The sequence below is a fragment of the Gimesia alba genome (assembly GCF_007744675.1).
Classification (GTDB): domain Bacteria; phylum Planctomycetota; class Planctomycetia; order Planctomycetales; family Planctomycetaceae; genus Gimesia; species Gimesia alba.
The window spans coordinates 1,551,382-1,568,116 of sequence record NZ_CP036269.1 but is presented as its reverse complement, the minus strand read 5'-3'; the positions used below and the strand labels follow the sequence as shown (position 1 = coordinate 1,568,116).

The window sequence follows — 16,735 nt, the reverse complement described above, 5'->3', positions numbered from 1 at the left end:
GCGTACACAGTTGTCTGAGGCAACTGTGCCTGGAGGGACTGTATGTTTGTCAGACAACATGCCCCAATTCCTGCGACAAGAAAACATACAACCTTCGCAAATAAACGACGTCGGTCAAAAAATCGCGTATGCGTCATAATACTGCTACCAATTTTCTGGATGGAAGTTTCTGGGAGGAATTCAGGAGGGAGCCCCAAGGCGACCCGGCTCTTCACAAAAAAGAACCGGAGCCCCAGACTATCTTAAGTTTATTGTAAAAAAGCTGACAACCATTGTCTAAACATAAAATAGCTGTCAGCTTGAATTTCAGAGACTTTTATCGGAATTCGAATTTAGTGGTTAAACAGGAATTCTTTGGTATTGATCAAAGCCCAGATGATGTCTTCATACGCGATCTGAGGCTTTTCTTTGTGCCGCTCAATGTAGGAAAGTGCAAATTTCATTTCCTGCTCTTGAGGTGCACGGGAGTAGACCCAGCGATACAGTTCTTTGACTTTTTCTTCATTGGATCGCTTGGTATCTTTCGCAAGCATCGCCGCACGGCTGCTGCCGCCGGTAATCTTATCTTGAACTTCTTTACTGTTCAGCAGATGCAGACTCTGAGCCAGGTTCGCACTCTGCGAACGTTCACATTCACAGGCGGTATCTGCCTGAGGCTGCCCAAACACTTTCAAGAAGTAAGGAGCGGAAGTCGCATCAGTAATCTGAATCGCTTTAGTTTCTGCAGGAAGCCCTGAGAACCGCTGAGTTGAATTTGTGACCTGATGGAAAACATCGTACAACACTTCTGCCGTCAGTCGTTTAGGATAGTAACGGGAGAAATTCTGTTTGTCCTTCAGGTTATATTCATTGGGCAGCGAACTGAGCTGATAGGCATTGGAGCGGCAGATCGCACGCACCAGTTCCTTCAAATCAAAGCCGCTTTCGACAAAGTGTTTTGCCAGACCATCCAGCAACTCTGGATTCGCAGGAGGATTCGTTGCCCGCATATCGTCTTCGGGTTCCACAATTCCTCGTCCAAAGAAGTGTTTCCAATACCGATTGACCAGTGCTTTTGCAAAGAACGGATTGTCGGTACGAGATAACCATTGCACCAGTGCGACACGGGGATCACGCTCCGGACTCAGGTCCAGAGGCTGCATTCCCAGAGCAGTGGGCTTCAGGTTTTCACCCGAGCGGATATTCTTGGCTGTGGCAGCACCTTCTCTATGGAAGACTCGCTTATCACGGAAGCCACGTGTTCCAATTGACCCGGCTGTTGGATCTTTCGTTCCTACCCGACTGAAGAAGGCTGCCAGACCGTAATAGTCATTCTGGCTCCATTTTTCAAAGGGGTGATGATGACAACGGGCACATTGAATTCGCAATCCCAGAAATAGCTGCGCGGTGTCTTCAACTTGCTCTTCAACAGTATTGACTTCGCGGTACCAGACCACAGCAGGATTCTGTCGGAATTCTCCTGAAGCAGAAAGAATTTCACCTACAAATTGGTTGTAAGGTTTATTCTCGTACAGACTGTTCCAGATCCACTGATAAAAGGCATTTGTGCCGGCAATATCAACGGGCTGCAGCTTCTTGTTACGTAAAACCATATTCCATTTGTTGGCAAAGTAATCTGCATATGCGGGGCTGTCGATCAGACGATCAATCAGTTTATCCCGTTTGGCAGGATCTTTGTCAGCCAGAAATGCTTTGACTTCTTCTTCACTGGGGGTTGTTCCCGTGATGTCGATATAGACACGTCGCATGAAGGTCGAATCATTGGCGACCGGTGAGGGAGGAATCCCCAACACTTTCAGTTTATTGAAGACGGCTTCGTCAATCAGGTTTTTCGATTCAGGTAATTTCGCAATTTCAATTCCCAGAGGAATCGTCGCCCGGAACGTCGAGACCTGCCCCTGGTAACGAGCCATGATGGCAACTTCACCAGACAGATTTAATGTTTTGACCAGACCGGTTTTATTGACTTCCGCCATTTCTGAATCGTTCGCTTCGAACAGAGCCATCCGAGTGACGTCTTCAGTTGAACCATCAGAATAGGTGGCAATCACGGAAATCTGTTGCTCGGCTTCCTGCCCCATCGTGCGGGTCGCAGGAAAGCATTCAATCGAGGCAACCGTCCGGTCTTTGTCACTACCGTATGGCATGCCTTGCTCAATCCAGCGATAGAGCAGACGGTACTCATAAGAATCGGGCTTTATCAATTTGCCACCACCGTGAGGCGTGACTCCGGTTCCTTTGGTTAACAACAGGCTCTCTGAGGGAGAGGTCGGAAACAGACGACGTCCTCGGCCCTCTTTGACGAGGAATTCATAATCGTCTTCAGGATAAAAACCGAGCAACGACAATTTAAAACCGTTCTGTCCGCTGGCTTTTCCGTGACATCCACCACTGTTACAGGTCAACTTGGTAAAAATGGGAACGACCTGATTTTTGAAATTGATCGCATCCGGTGTTGCAATGCCCTCAATGGAAACCGGAATGGTAGCTGTCTTGCCATTCTTCGCGGTTACTGTTAACTGAGTCTTGCCATCTTTGAGCGGGGTGATATAACCATCATTCGAAATCGAAGCGATGTCCTGATTCGCAATAGAATAAGTCACATCCCGAGTCAGGTCATGCAATTTGCCATTCATTAAGACGCCGGTCACAACCACCTGCTGCCGGGAATCAGGACCTCTTAATGACAATAGTTCTTTTTCACCTGGATGCGGACCGATTTGTATTTCCTTGAAATCGACCTTTGCATCAGCAGCAGGTGCCGCCAGGGCATTCGTCGCACCACTACCAGAAACAAGAAACAGAGTCAGCACTCCACATAGCATTAGGATCAGGGGTGTCCGAGAGCCTGTGATTCGGAAATCCATACATCAACTCCTGTGTAACTGGTTTCGTTTTTACTTCAGGTCTGACAGCATGCTGTTTTTTGCGATTACGAACAGACCTTTTCAAAGTAGCAATTTAGTTTGAAAACGCTTGTTAAATGGCTGGTTTGTAAGGGAAGCTTTTTTAGGTAAGTTAACCAATCAGTACTTCACTGCCTGGTTGATTTTTGTGGAACAGTCCAAGTTCATTTATCAAATGTACTTTTCCTGATAGTTCAATGTATCAAAGTTTATTGAATTGTCAACGTTTTCGCCAGTCAGCCAAGACAAAACTGCCGTTTTGTCCACATTACTCAAAAAGAGAATCGGACTCAACCAACCCGATATTCTATTTGTCTCAAGCCGAAATCACTGTCCAAAACCAGATAATTCCAAATTCCGGCACAATCATTAAAACGCGATTACCTCATTAATACAGCCCTTGATGACATATTATTTGAAGGGAATCACACTGTTCTTTCAAAAACAAGATTTCTTTGATTGCCAGTAAAAGTCTCTTCTATAGAATAAAAGTTAGCACAGATTCTGCTTCAAGAGTTCCTTCCGGGGAATTTTTTGAAAATTCTCTTCATTACCTACTTCCCAGATGGCTTTAAAACATTCTCATGGCTGATCCTGCAAAGACCGAACTTCCCGTCTCTAACATCCAACATGTCTTCGAACGATTGAGGGCAGGTAAGCCTGTGATTGTGACAGACTCCAGTGAACGGGAAAATGAAGGCGACTTTATTGTTGCCGCTGAAGCCATCACCCCTGAGATTGTCCAGTTTCTGTTGCGACATGGTAGTGGTGAATTATGTGTCTCCCTTCCGGATGAAGTCGCCGAGCGTCTACAACTCAATCCGATTGTCGGCCCGGAAGAAAATACCGCTCCTAATAAAACCCAGTTTTTGATTCCCATCGATCACAAAGACAGTGGCAGCGGCGTGAGCGCTGAATGTCGTGCCATCACGATCCGTGCGTTAAGTGATGAGAACGCCCAAGCATCTGATTTTGTCCGCCCCGGTCACATCCATCCTCTGCTGGCAAAACAGGGAGGCATCCTGCGTCGCGCCGGTCATACAGAAGCGACAGGTGATCTGTTGAGCATGGCCGGATTGAAACCAGTGGGCGTGCTGATTGAAATCCTCAGCCAGGAAGGCTACGGTATGGCTGATGCCGAGGAACTGCAGGCCATTTCCAAGAAGTTTGATATTCCTATTATTTCCACCGCTGAAGTCATTCGCCACCGCTACATCAGTGAAAAGCTGGTACATCGCGAAGTGGAAGTTCCGATCAACACCAAAAACTATGGCACCGTTCAAGTCATTGGTTATTCGGTGGAACACGAAAACCAGCAACCCGTGGCTCTGGTTTGGGGAGACCTCTCTTCTGTCGAAGCTCCACTGGTGCGAATGCACTCATCCTGTTTCACAGGTGATCTGCTCGACTCCCTGCGCTGTGATTGCGGAGATCAATTGCACATGGCAATGTCTGCCATCTATCAGGAAAAAGCCGGTGCTGTCGTTTATCTTCCTCAGGAAGGACGGGGAATCGGCTTGATCCCCAAACTGAAAGCCTACGTCTTGCAGGACCAGGGTTATGATACCGTCGAAGCCAATATCCAACTCGGCTTTAAAGCAGACAGTCGCGACTTCACCGTCGGAGTTCAGATCCTGAAAGACCTGGGACTGTCTAAAGTTCGCCTGCTGACCAACAACCCGAAAAAGACCGACTCCGATGTTTATACCGGTTTCGATCTGGAAGTGGTGGAACAAGTCCCCATTGTTGCGCCCCCACATAAAGATCGCGAGTTCTACCTGCAGACCAAGCGCGACAAAATGGGCCATATCCTGCCCACGACTCCCGCGGACTGATTTCAGAGTTCGTCAAAGCGGCTCGCCGAGAGAAACTCGATCGGGTGCGTCGTATGCCCTTCAGTTGCCAGATCGGCCAGAATCTCTCCGATGACCGAAGCGAATTTGAATCCGTGCCCGGAAAAACCCGCACCATACACAACCCTTGGATTCCTTGGGTGTCGATCCACAACGAAGTGTCCGTCTGGAGTGCGCGTATACATACAAGTGGCATGCCTTACGGGATCAGGCTTCAGGTCTGGCATCACTTCGCCGATAAACCGGGATACCGCCAGCGCATCCGTTTCCAACAGTTCCCGGTTCAAATGACTCGGATTAGCTACCAATTCACCGCCGGTATGCTCTGCCAGTTTGACTGTTGTTCCATCCAGAGATGGGAAACCATAGAACTCACCATAGGGCATATCAACAAAGAAACCGCCTTTCCCTTGATCCAGGTTATAACCCGGCTGTTCAACCGAATTCCAGAACAGGACCTTTCTCACAACTTCCAACGGTAAATTTATCTCCGCCAGACAGGCACTGCTCCAGGCCCCCGCTGTAACAATCAGCCTGGAGGCAATGATGTGTTGTGCTTCTGTCTTAACTTCGATCAACTGGTCGCTGATTGTGACCGATTGAATCTTCTCATTAAAATAAACTTGTGCGCCCTGCCGCTCCGCGCATTCGATATGAGTTCGCACACAGTCTTCCACATACAGAAAACCGGCCTCGGGTTCATAAGTCACTTCAAAACCGTCCGGAATTTGAAATCCAGGAAAACGGGCTGTTACCTCAGAGGCTGACACCTTCTCAACCGCGACATCATACAACCGGGAAGCCAGATGCACGCCTTGAATGACTGCACCTTCAGGAGGCCCTGCTACCATTAAACCACAGGGATTGAAGAGTTCCTTTCCCGATTCCTGTTCCAACTCATGCCATAATTCATAAGCACGCTGTAATAAGGGAATATAATTGGGATGTTCAAAGTACGCTTTTCGAATGATCCGAGTATCGCCGTGTGAACTTCCCCGATCATGGGCGACTCCGAACTGTTCAATGCCTACTACTTTCAGACCACGACGCGCCAGATGGTACAAGGCACTACTGCCCATCCCCCCTAGACCGAGAACCAGATAATCAACGCGTACCGTCATGAAATAATCTCGTTCTTTCTACTCTGCCAGGCGATTCATGCTCGCGTCAGTGGAAACTCACTTTCAACGCAATTTGATTATCGCCGGCGATGACCGCAGTCGTCAATGTAGTTTCGCATGATAGTAGCCTGGAACAGATTCCGCTTCAGCAAGAAGTCTCCTTTCAGAAACACCTATGACAAAAAAATTACCGGGTGTTCTAGAGATGGCGGTCAACCTACCCCACATACACACTGACCACCAAATTTGAACACCCGGTAATTAATGACATCACAGAAAACCATCAAGGTACGATCATTTCCTGTATTAAGACCTGCTATCACTTCGCACGGCTTGCCACTTCACGGTAACAACCCATACAAGCCCTGCTTGTTCTCGCAGAATCTGTTTTCGTCGTACTTCTTCCTCACCGCACTACGGGAAAGATCGGAATCTTCCCTGTTGTCTTCGCCCAGCTCTCAACCTGCCGAATTGAGAAATCCCCCCCTGGGCTCCAATAATTCGTCAGCAGCAGTTGTTTGCATCATTCTCGCCTAACAAACCAATCGAGCGGCCTCGACCACAGACAGCGTACCCAGTGATGCCGAATCAGGCAGACCATCACCGTCTCGATGTTCTTGCCGCCCTTTGATCACAGGCTGACTTTCTTCTCCTTGCACTTCATCAAACAATTCCCCTCTGACAACTCGAAGGTGGTCGGGAGCATCAATGCCGATTTTGATAGAACCTTTTCCGGTACGAATCACTTTCACCAAAATATCATCGCCAATCCGGATTCCCTCAGCTAACTTCCGTGTCAAAACCAACATAATCGTCACTCCTTTTTATCGTTAGATCCAATTCAGATGCAGTATTTGGTTTACCTTTGAGCAATTCAGTCTGTCCACAAACCATTGCCCGGTCATATTGAACTAGTAGTTGCGATTAGCGTGCCAAACACGTTTCCCACAAACAATATTCACCATAAACTGTTACTGCTATTCACCTTAAAAATTATCCAACCCCAAAACCATCAAATTCAGTGTGGATGCTTTTTCAAAAAACTGTCCCCAATAGTACAATTTTCAATTCCTGAGAATCATTTTGGGGACACATTTTTCAACTTTTCTAATGGCAGGAAACGATATCTCAGTGGCTTCGGTTGCAATATCAGGCAGGGCAAATATACTATTGGGTTCCTTGAATGGCCGAATCTTTCAAACTGCGGTCAATTTACGTCAATTGAAATCAGCATGAGCTGAGTTTTTCAGAACCCACTAGATAGTCAAAGAGTATACAAATGGGTCAGAAGTGTGATGCCTGTGGCAAGACTCCCGTAATTGGTAATCGAGTTCGCCAGCGTGGTAAGTACAAATACCTGGGTGGTAACGGTCGACAGACAACGGGCGTTTCCAAACGCGTCTTCAAGCCAAACCTGCAGAAAATTCGGGTTCAGGTCGGAGGGAGCGTACAAACGCAACGCGTTTGCACCCAATGCATTCGATCTGGCAAAGTGACCAAAGCTGTCGCGAAAAAGCCATTTACATTGCCCTCGAATTAATAACGATTCCCACTCTCAAGCAGATTGTCTATGAGTACTCAACTCTCTGAGCAAGACGTACTGAAAGTTGCTTCACTCTCCCGCTTGAAACTTTCTGAAACGGAAGTCAATGCGCTGGGGAAACAGATGGAATCCGTACTCAAATATATCGACATGCTGGACGAGCTGGATACCGAAGGCGTCGACCCCATGGCACATGCGATCGAGATTTCGAATGTCTTTCGCGAAGATCAGCTGAAAGAAAGTCTCCCACGAGAAAAAGCGCTAGCCAATGCTCCGCAGACGGACGGGAGTTATTTCCTGGTACCCGCAATTCTCTAGTTGACCGGCGACTTTACCATTGAGCACATAAAAGCAATAATCCAAGGCCCGGCTTGCTGACAAGTCGGGCTTTTAAACTTATATGGAGACTCGACATTCCATGTCTATCACGTCAGCCACCGCAAGCGAACTGCTTGCGAAAATGAACTCCGGCGAAATCAGCAGCGAAGAAATCACCACCGCTTGCCTGAATGAAATCTCCCGCCGCGATGGCAGTATCAATGCCTTTCTTTCCGTACAACAAGAAGCGGCCCTCGAAAAAGCCAGAGAAGTTGACCAGAAACGAGAAGCAGGCAAACCGCTGGGAAAACTGGCTGGCGTGCCTGTTGCCCTCAAAGACAACATCTGTGCCGCAGGTGTCACTACCACTTGTGCCAGTAAAATGCTGGAGAACTTTGTTCCACCTTATGATGCCCACATTGTAGAACAACTCAAAGCAGCTGACGCCGTCCTGATTGGCAAAACGAACCTCGATGAGTTCGCGATGGGCTCTTCGACAGAAAACTCGGCCTTCAAAACAACCGCCAACCCCTGGAACACCGACTATGCAGCTGGTGGATCCAGCGGTGGCTCGGCCGCTGCCGTCTCTGCCGGTTTCACACCACTGTCCTTAGGCAGCGATACCGGTGGATCGATTCGTCAGCCCGCCAGTTTCTGCGGTGTCGTCGGCCTGAAACCAACCTATGGCCGCGTCTCCCGTTATGGCTTAGTGGCGTTTGCCAGTTCTCTAGATCAGATTGGCCCTTTTGCCCGCGATGTGACAGATGCCGCGTTAATCCTGGAAACGATCTCGGGAAAAGATCAACGCGACACGACCAGCCTCGATGCCCCTATTCCGGATTTCACGGCAAAACTGGAACAGCCACTGGAAAATCTTAAAGTCGGCTATGTGGAACACCTGCACGCAGAAGGCCTGCACCCGGATGTCAAGGCGGCGACTCAACAAGCATTGGACGTTTATAAATCGCTGGGGGCAGAACTAATCCCCATCGAGCTGCCCCATGCCAAATATTGCGTTGCCACTTACTACATCATTGCTCCTTCCGAAGCTTCCAGTAACCTCGCCCGCTATGACGGCGTGCATTACGGCTACCGTGCGGAACAGTTCGAAAACATGATCGACATGTACGCTGCCAGTCGCGGTGAAGCATTTGGTGCGGAAGCTAAACGACGTATCATGTTAGGTACCTATGCCCTTTCCTCTGGATACTATGACGCCTATTATCTCAAAGCCTTAAAAGTCAGACGATTGATTCGAAACGACTTTGAGCAGGCGTTTCAAAATGTGGATATCATCGCCACACCGGTAACTCCCACACCTGCTTTTGCGATCGGCGAACTTGTGGATGATCCATTGGCGATGTACCTGGCTGATATATTCACGACCAGTGCCAATCTCTCAGGGATTCCAGGAATTTCGATTCCTGCAGGCATGAGCGAAAACAGCCTCCCAATCGGCCTGCAGCTATTGGCACCGCCACTGGAAGAAGAACGGCTCTTACGTGCCGCACGCATGTTTGAACGTGAAACCGAATGGCACTTGAAACGCCCGGAATAAAAACCGGCGGATTCTCAACAATATCAAACATACATCAATTTTAGACATTGAAATAAAGGGTAGCGTGACATAATGGACTATACGGTCATCATCGGTCTTGAAGTCCACGTGCAGTTACAGACCAAAACAAAGCTCTTCTGTGGTTGTTCAACGAAATTCAACCCGGACCACCCGAACACACAGACCTGCCCGGTCTGCCTCGGCCTGCCCGGCGCGCTCCCCGTTTTGAACAGGGAAGCCTTCCACCTGGGCATGAAAACGGGACTGGCTATCAACTGTGAAATCCCTGCGTTTACCAAATGGGACCGCAAACAGTACTACTATCCCGACCTGCCAAAGGCATATCAAATCAGCCAATACGATCTCCCCATGAGCCAGAACGGCTGGTTGGAAATTGAGATCGATCCTGAAACCCGCGAGAAGAAGAAAGTCGGGATCATCCGTGCCCACCTGGAAGAAGATGCAGGCAAAAACAGCCACGATGAATCAGGCCGCGGCCAGGAGAGCAAAGTTGACCTGAACCGCTGTGGTACCCCTCTGGTCGAAATCGTTTCAGAACCTGATCTGCGATCAGCCCAGGAAGCCCGCACCTACCTGGAAGAACTGAAACTCTTACTGACGTACATCGATGTTTCCGATTGCAACATGCAGGAAGGCAGCCTGCGGTGTGATGCGAACGTGAACTTGCACGTCCATCAGGGAAACGGCGAAACAGTACCAACTCCGATCGTTGAAATCAAAAACCTGAATAGCTTTCGTGGGGTGGAACAGGCAATCGAATATGAAGTGCAGCGTCAATGGAAGGAGTGGCAGAAAACCGAACTGAGCCTGAAAGACGTTCCCAAAGAGACCCGTGGCTGGGATGCCGACCGTGGCGTTACGCTGGAACAACGCGGCAAAGAAGATGCCGCTGACTACCGTTATTTCCCTGATCCGGATCTGGCCCCCGTTACAGTCACCGATGCAGAACGTGATCGCGTCACGAAAGAACTTTGTGAACGCCCTGCACAGCGTAGAGCCCGTTTTGCAGAGAGTTATCAGCTCTCTGCCTACGATGCCGCCGTGATTATTGATCAGGGACAGACGGTTGCTGACTACTTCGAAACAGTGGCTGAAGGTTGTAGCAATGGCAAACAGGCTGCCAACTGGGTCACCCAGGATGTGCTCCGCGAACTGAATGAACGCGGGCTGACCATTGCAGAGTTCCCTATTCAACCAGAAGTGCTCGCGGCATTATTGCAAAAAATAAACGCCGAAGAAATCACGATCAAAAGTGGACGAACTGTGTTCCAGGAGCTGTTGAACTATGCCGACGGGATTCCCGGAGTGGAACAGATCCAGAGCATCATTGAAGACAATGGACTGGCGTTGGTTTCCGATACTGGTGAACTCGACGCCATCGTTCAGACGGTTGTTGAGAAAAACGAGAAAGCCGTCGCTGACTTTCAAAGTGGTAAACAGGCTGCGGTGGGAGCATTGATCGGTCAAGTGATGCGCGAGATCAAAGGGGCAGACCCGAAAGTCGTCCGTGAACTCTTAATCAAAAAAATGAGCTAACTAAATTTCCGGTTTACTGACATCCCTTCCGCAAAGAGCCTGCGACTCAACAGACGTAAAAAAAGGGGCATCGAAATGCCCCTATCTAGTCTCTCGAACTATGTTAAAAAATTCCCAACTCATCGCGTGCATCCTCGGTCATCAATTCTGGCGACCAGGGAGGTGTCATCGTTAGCTGAATACTGGCCTCGTCGACATCGTCCAAGCGTTCCAGCGCCATTTTTGCCTGCGTAATAATCTGTGGGCCGGCTGGACAGGCAGGGCTGGTTAATGTCATCGAGACAGTGACCTTCGCACTGTCTTCTTCGGTTCTTTGAACTTCGTATACCAATCCCAAATCAACAATATTAATATTTAATTCCGGGTCAATTACCTGCTTCAACGCATCCACCAGCGCTTCTTCACCCCCGACGCCTTTCAAGGCTGAAAACACGGGCAATTGCCCGTCATCCCCATTCTTCCCAGAATCATTATTCAATTCTTCCGACATATTCCTGTCTCCCAATCTGTATGATGACGCCCATAATCAACAAAAATAACTAAATAAATAAATCACAAAAACTATTCACTTGAATATCAACAATCTATCTTATCTATTTCACCGCAGGCCGTGCAAAGATATTATTGCCCCGGACCTCAATTTCAAATGTTTTAATCGGTTTCGTAGCCGGCATGCAAAGTGCTTTTCCCGTCACTAAATCAAACTGCGCTCCATGACGAGGACATTTAATTGCCCCATCTTCTATACAGCCATTCGTCAAAGGCTGACCATCATGTGTGCATACATCCTCTATCGCCAGATACTGATCGTTCACCCGAATCAGTAAAGCAGGAGTGTCATTAATAAACACTTCCAGACGATCGGCAGTGCCAAATTCATCAATGGCAGCAATTTCTTCAAAATCAGGCATGTCTATTTATCTTTATTGTCTTCAGACGGTCAAAAGTTACCGACCAAATCCTAACTTTTTAATGATTGCCTGATTAAGCGTCTCGCGAACGACTTCGACGGGAATTCTATCAAAGACAGTCTGGAAAAATCCTTCTACGATCATGTGCATCGCTTCATACTCTGACATGCCCCGTGACATGCAATAGAAGATTTGCTCTTCATCGACGCGACCTGCGGTCGCACCGTGAGTACAACGCACATCATCGGCTTCAATTTCCAGCCCCGGGATTGCATCGGCACGACAGGTGGGAGACAGCATCAGGGAATCATTTCGTTGATACCCATTTGTCTGCTGGCCTTCGGGTTCAACCCGAATCATCCCCCGCCAGATCGCTCGCGCGTGATCTCGCAAGACCTGTTTGTAAAGCAGATCAGACCGGGTCTCTGCAGCATTGTGGCCCTGCTGAGTATAGAACGAATGAATCTGCTGATCAGTTGAGAATGTAACACCATTGACTTCTGCTTCTGCACCACGTCCATCAAGCACAACATCCTGATGAATGTGAGCCAGCTTGGCACCAATTCCACCAACGGTCCATTGCAGGAATCCGTTATTCTCAACACGCCCAGCCTGATGTCCGATATGCCAGACTTTATGGTTCCAGTTCTGCAACTGGACATAACGCAGACGAGCCTCTTTGGCCAAAATCAATTCGACAGCCCCGACATGCAACCCCAGATTCTCTTCCGTCGTTGAAGCGGTTTCTTCCAGCAAAGTAGCAGAAGCCCCTTCTTCGAGAATCACCAGGGTATGACTGAAGTCGGCAGCTTTTTCTGACTGCAGCGAAATCAGACTATGCAAGGGTGCCTCGACTACGGTATTACGGGGAACATATAAAACGGTGCCTCCCGTCCAGAATGCCGCGTGCCATGCCGAAAACCGATCCGTTTTGCTATCGACGGCTTTGGTCATGAAATATTTCTGAATCAACTCACTATGCTCGCGGACAACTACAGACAGATCACCAAAGATGACTCCTTTGGCTGCCAGTTCTTCTGCAAGATCATGTGAAACCAGTTGACCGTCGACATGAGTCACATGCCCGGCAAATTCAGCCTGTCCCTTCAACAGGGTCTCTGCCGTTTTACTATCGGCAGTTGCCTGGGAATTATCAGAACCGGCACTGAGCTGAAAACGATCGGGACGCAATGCCCGTAAGTCAACACGACGCCACTCTTCCGGATCCAGCTCCGTCTCTAAGAGTTCACAATAGTGCTGAAAAGCCTGCCGCCGTGACTGGGTGACCCAGTCGGGTTCATCACGTGTTGCCAGAAACGCTTCAAAAGCGGCTTCAGCAAAGCCAGCAGGAATCGCAGCAGATGTATTAACCGAGGGAGTACTCATACTATTATCTATTATGCCTTCAGTATGTTTGCGTGTAGTAAATTTGATCTGTTTGAAGGGGCTACCTTCACCTGTTACGTCTGTTGTTCAATTGCATTGGATCACAGTAATTAAACGACTGCCTTACCCAATGGAACCTTCCATCTGCAATTCAATGAGCCGATTCATTTCGACCGCGTATTCCATCGGCAACTCTTTCACCAGTGGCTCGATGAAACCAGTTACAATCATTGAAGAGGCTTCCGCTTCGGTCAGACCGCGACTCATTAAGTAAAAGAGTTGCTCTTCACCGATTTTGGAAACGCTGGCTTCGTGCTCAATGGCAACATCATCTTCTTCAATTTCAATATATGGATAAGTATCGCTGCGGCTCTCTGGATCGAGTAGTAGAGCATCACAGACCACGTTCGATTTACAACCATGAGCCCCCGGATCCACTTTGACCAGGCCACGATAACTGGATCGACCACCATCTTTGGAGATACTCTTGGAGATAATGCGACTCGATGTATTCGGTGCACAGTGAACCATTTTAGCCCCGGCATCCTGATGTTGCCCCTTGCCGGCAAAGGCAATCGACAGTGTCTCGCCACGAGCTCCTTCGCCCATCAGAAAGATCGCTGGATACTTCATAGTTAACTTGGAACCCAGGTTTCCATCCACCCACTCCATGAGTGCGTCTTCGTAGGCAAAGGCCCGCTTAGTGACAAGGTTATACACGTTATTTGACCAGTTCTGAATCGTGGTATAACGGAACCGTCCGCCCTTTTTCACAATGATCTCAACCACAGCAGAGTGCAGGCTGTTCGAGCTGTAAGTCGGCGCCGTACAACCTTCGACATAATGGCAGGACGCCCCTTCGTCTACAATCACCAGCGTCCGTTCGAACTGTCCCATGTTTTCTGAGTTAATCCGGAAATAAGCCTGTAACGGAAATTCGATATGAACCCCGGGAGGCACATACACAAACGAACCCCCCGACCAGACAGCTGAATTCAAAGCCGCATACTTGTTATCATCCGGAGGAATGATCGTGCCAAAATATTCCTTGAATAGTTCAGGATGATCTCTTAAGGCTGAATCGGTGTCGGTAAAAATCACCCCCTGCTTTGCCAGGTCTTCCTGTAAACTTCCGTAAACGACTTCTGATTCATACTGAGCTTTCACACCCGCAAGGAATTTTTTCTCTGCCTCAGGAATCCCCAGACGGTCGTAAGTTTTACGAATATCATCGGGAACATCTTCCCAGCTGCGCTCCTGCCCTTCTGAGGCACGCACAAAATAATGGATGTCCTGATAATTAATTTCGTCCAGATTACCACCCCATTGTGGCGTCGGTTTTGACTCGAAAATCTCAAGAGACTTCAAACGAAAATCCCGCATCCAGGCAGGCTCGTTTTTCATTTCTGAAATCTGAGCAACGACCGCGGCGTTCAAGCCTTTCTGGCCGGTAAACACATACTTGTCTGTGGGATCATGAAATCCATATTGATATTCTCCAATATCAACATTCTCATTTTCAGAATTGGTATCCAACCTGGTTGACATTTCAATTTCTCCCACTCTGTATTTCAAAATGCGCCCCAACAACAGGAGGCACTTTTTTAAATTGACTATTACGTTTCTTGATAAATGACGGGGCGTTTTTTCTGAAACTGCTGAAATAGCAGCCTCCTTCAAAACAAAACCTAGACTGCTTCAACAACTTCTTCTGCCGCCGCTTCAGGATGACGCTCACGCACGCTGGAATAACCGTGTTCATGAAGTTCTGCAGCGAGACTGGCATCGCCGGTCTCAACAATTTGGCCTGCCAGCATGACATGAGTAAACTGAGGTTGATTGAATTCCAGCAACCGTTCGTGGTGCGTAATAATCAATACGCCCATTTCCGGACCTGACAACCTGCTCAAACCTTCGCTGACCACTTTGACGGCATCGCTATCCAGTCCACTGTCTGTTTCGTCGAGGATGGCAAATTTGGGCTGCAACATGGCCAGCTGAAGAATCTCCATCCGTTTCTTCTCACCACCAGAGAAGCCATCGTTCAAATAACGGCGGGCCATCTCCGGATCCATGCCCAGTTCGTTCATTCGGTCCCGGAGCTCTTTACGAAACTCACGCATCGGGATCAGCTTCTCGCCTTCTTTCCGATCAGGATTCCGAACATTGGACATCGCATGTCGCAAAAAATCAGCAACTTTCACACCGGGAATCACGACTGGATACTGGAATGCCAGAAACAGCCCCAGCCGAGCCCGCTCATTCGGATCCAGTTCCGAAATATCCGTTCCGTCGATCTCGATTTTCCCTTTGGTGATTTCATAGCTTGGATGCCCGGCTAAGGCGTAGGCCAGTGTGCTTTTTCCAGAGCCGTTAGGCCCCATCAACGCATGGATCTCACCCTGATTAATTTCCAGGTTGACCCCTTTTAAGATCGGTGTGCCACTGACTGATACATGTAGATCGGAAATTTTCAACAAACTCATTTTTCGTATTTCATCCTGTCATCCGGTTTTCTGAACAAATTCAGAAACGTCAATTAAATTTACGGTACTTTCTCAGTTAAGTTGTCTCTGCCTGAAACTCACAACAATGGTGCCCATCCAGACAACACTCTGCCAGATTCATCTTGGTCCCCAAAACCCGCTCAAAGACGCGTTGCTCCAGTTCACAGATGGAAGCATCGCCACTGGCAATATCGTGATAGGGACAATTATGTTCGCGTAAGATCGGCAGCGGGCCAGAATTGTCCAGCTCCACCACAAACCCGCGTTCTTCTAAAGCTTCTTTCAACTGCTCCATTCGCCCATTTAAAGACGGAGCATCCACATTGCGACCATACTGCTGAACCAGAGCAGTCTGGATTCGAGCCGCCAGACGACATCGAAGCTCTTCATTATCAATCCCTTTGAGCTCTTCCCAGAGGATATTTGCCAGCTCGGCGTAATTATCCCCTAACAATCGCATCCCTAAAGGGGTCACGGAATACGTATAATGCGGACGCCCTCGACCTTCCTTGACTTGTGTTCGCGCAATCAAATCCAGTCCCTGCAAGCGAACCAGTCGCTGGCGAACCGCAGTCGCCGTCACGCCTTCCTGTTCACATATCTCGTTTATCGTTGCTGACTTAAGACGATTGAGCCCCAGCAAAAAACTGCGATCATGATCATCGATTGAAACACGCATGGATTGTTTTCTACTTGGTGAAAAGGGTCTGTTACCGAAGATAGCAGCAGCCTGACACTTCAAGCGCTACAACACTCTACGAAATAGTCTTTATACCAGCATCCTAGGCATACCTATCATTTTTGACAACCAATATTGTCAAAAAGAAACAATTGAGATCCAGTTTCAAAACGAGCGAACTTTTCTGTGCTTTTTCGAGAATCACCTTGGAACGTAAACCTTTATTTGATAGTCTCATACAACAATTATGATATCAAAAGACGATCTTGCGCTCTCAGGGGAAATCACAATCCCTCTGACTCACTCCAGTTAACCAACCCGATCAAATCATAATTTCAGGAAATGCCTGTAACACACCGCGATTTTTTCCGCTTTGGTGACTAACTTACTCACCGT

Annotated in this window: 14 protein-coding genes; 5 read left to right on the top strand and 9 right to left on the bottom strand. The window is 48.4% G+C overall.

The window, feature by feature from the left end:
• Positions 1-332 precede the first annotated feature (332 nt).
• A complete protein-coding gene (locus Pan241w_RS06135) occupies positions 333-2,867 on the bottom strand; it encodes a DUF1549 domain-containing protein (protein ID WP_232107370.1) in 2,535 nt (844 codons plus the stop codon).
• Between the two features lie 623 nt (positions 2,868-3,490).
• On the opposite strand from Pan241w_RS06135, the gene ribA reads away from it, so the two are divergent.
• A complete protein-coding gene (gene ribA / locus Pan241w_RS06130; protein WP_198000353.1) occupies positions 3,491-4,741 on the top strand; it encodes a GTP cyclohydrolase II in 1,251 nt (416 codons plus the stop codon).
• Positions 4,742-4,743: 2 nt separating this feature from the next.
• On the opposite strand, the gene solA is transcribed toward ribA, so the two are convergent.
• Positions 4,744-5,880 (bottom strand): N-methyl-L-tryptophan oxidase, encoded by a 1,137-nt coding sequence (solA, locus tag Pan241w_RS06125; protein ID WP_145212479.1) that lies wholly within the window; start codon positions 5,878-5,880, stop codon positions 4,744-4,746.
• A 533-nt stretch (positions 5,881-6,413) separates the two neighbouring features.
• Entirely contained in the window at positions 6,414-6,689 is a 276-nt protein-coding gene (locus Pan241w_RS06120) for a carbon storage regulator (RefSeq protein WP_145212476.1), read from the bottom strand.
• Positions 6,690-7,159: 470 nt separating this feature from the next.
• On the opposite strand from Pan241w_RS06120, the gene rpmB reads away from it, so the two are divergent.
• The 4 genes from rpmB (at position 7,160) to gatB (ending at position 10,856) form a co-directional block, all read left to right on the top strand.
• A complete protein-coding gene (gene rpmB / locus Pan241w_RS06115; RefSeq protein ID WP_145212473.1) occupies positions 7,160-7,420 on the top strand; it encodes a 50S ribosomal protein L28 in 261 nt (86 codons plus the stop codon).
• A 30-nt stretch (positions 7,421-7,450) separates the two neighbouring features.
• A complete protein-coding gene (gene gatC, locus Pan241w_RS06110) occupies positions 7,451-7,741 on the top strand; it encodes an Asp-tRNA(Asn)/Glu-tRNA(Gln) amidotransferase subunit GatC (protein WP_145212470.1) in 291 nt (96 codons plus the stop codon).
• Between the two features lie 100 nt (positions 7,742-7,841).
• Positions 7,842-9,299 (top strand): Asp-tRNA(Asn)/Glu-tRNA(Gln) amidotransferase subunit GatA, encoded by a 1,458-nt coding sequence (gene gatA / locus Pan241w_RS06105; protein WP_145212467.1) that lies wholly within the window; start codon positions 7,842-7,844, stop codon positions 9,297-9,299.
• A gap of 72 nt (positions 9,300-9,371) precedes the next feature.
• Complete coding sequence (gene gatB, locus Pan241w_RS06100) at positions 9,372-10,856, top strand: Asp-tRNA(Asn)/Glu-tRNA(Gln) amidotransferase subunit GatB (RefSeq protein WP_145212464.1); 1,485 nt, start codon at positions 9,372-9,374, stop codon at positions 10,854-10,856.
• A gap of 103 nt (positions 10,857-10,959) precedes the next feature.
• Here gatB and Pan241w_RS06095 read toward each other — a convergent pair whose 3' ends face one another.
• From Pan241w_RS06095 to Pan241w_RS06070, 6 genes are all read right to left on the bottom strand, one after another.
• Positions 10,960-11,346: a metal-sulfur cluster assembly factor gene (locus tag Pan241w_RS06095; protein ID WP_145212461.1), complete on the bottom strand. Its 387-nt coding sequence runs from the start codon at positions 11,344-11,346 to the stop codon at positions 10,960-10,962.
• 103 nt (positions 11,347-11,449) lie between these two features.
• Entirely contained in the window at positions 11,450-11,767 is a 318-nt protein-coding gene (locus tag Pan241w_RS06090) for a non-heme iron oxygenase ferredoxin subunit (RefSeq protein WP_145212459.1), read from the bottom strand.
• Between the two features lie 36 nt (positions 11,768-11,803).
• Positions 11,804-13,153, bottom strand: a complete 1,350-nt coding sequence (gene sufD / locus Pan241w_RS06085) for a Fe-S cluster assembly protein SufD (RefSeq protein WP_145212456.1) — start codon at positions 13,151-13,153, stop codon at positions 11,804-11,806.
• Positions 13,154-13,276: 123 nt separating this feature from the next.
• A complete protein-coding gene (gene sufB, locus Pan241w_RS06080; protein ID WP_145212453.1) occupies positions 13,277-14,701 on the bottom strand; it encodes a Fe-S cluster assembly protein SufB in 1,425 nt (474 codons plus the stop codon).
• Between the two features lie 140 nt (positions 14,702-14,841).
• Entirely contained in the window at positions 14,842-15,639 is a 798-nt protein-coding gene (sufC, locus tag Pan241w_RS06075; protein WP_145212450.1) for a Fe-S cluster assembly ATPase SufC, read from the bottom strand.
• A gap of 76 nt (positions 15,640-15,715) precedes the next feature.
• Positions 15,716-16,339, bottom strand: a complete 624-nt coding sequence (locus Pan241w_RS06070; protein ID WP_145212447.1) for a helix-turn-helix transcriptional regulator — start codon at positions 16,337-16,339, stop codon at positions 15,716-15,718.
• Positions 16,340-16,735: the final 396 nt, after the last annotated feature.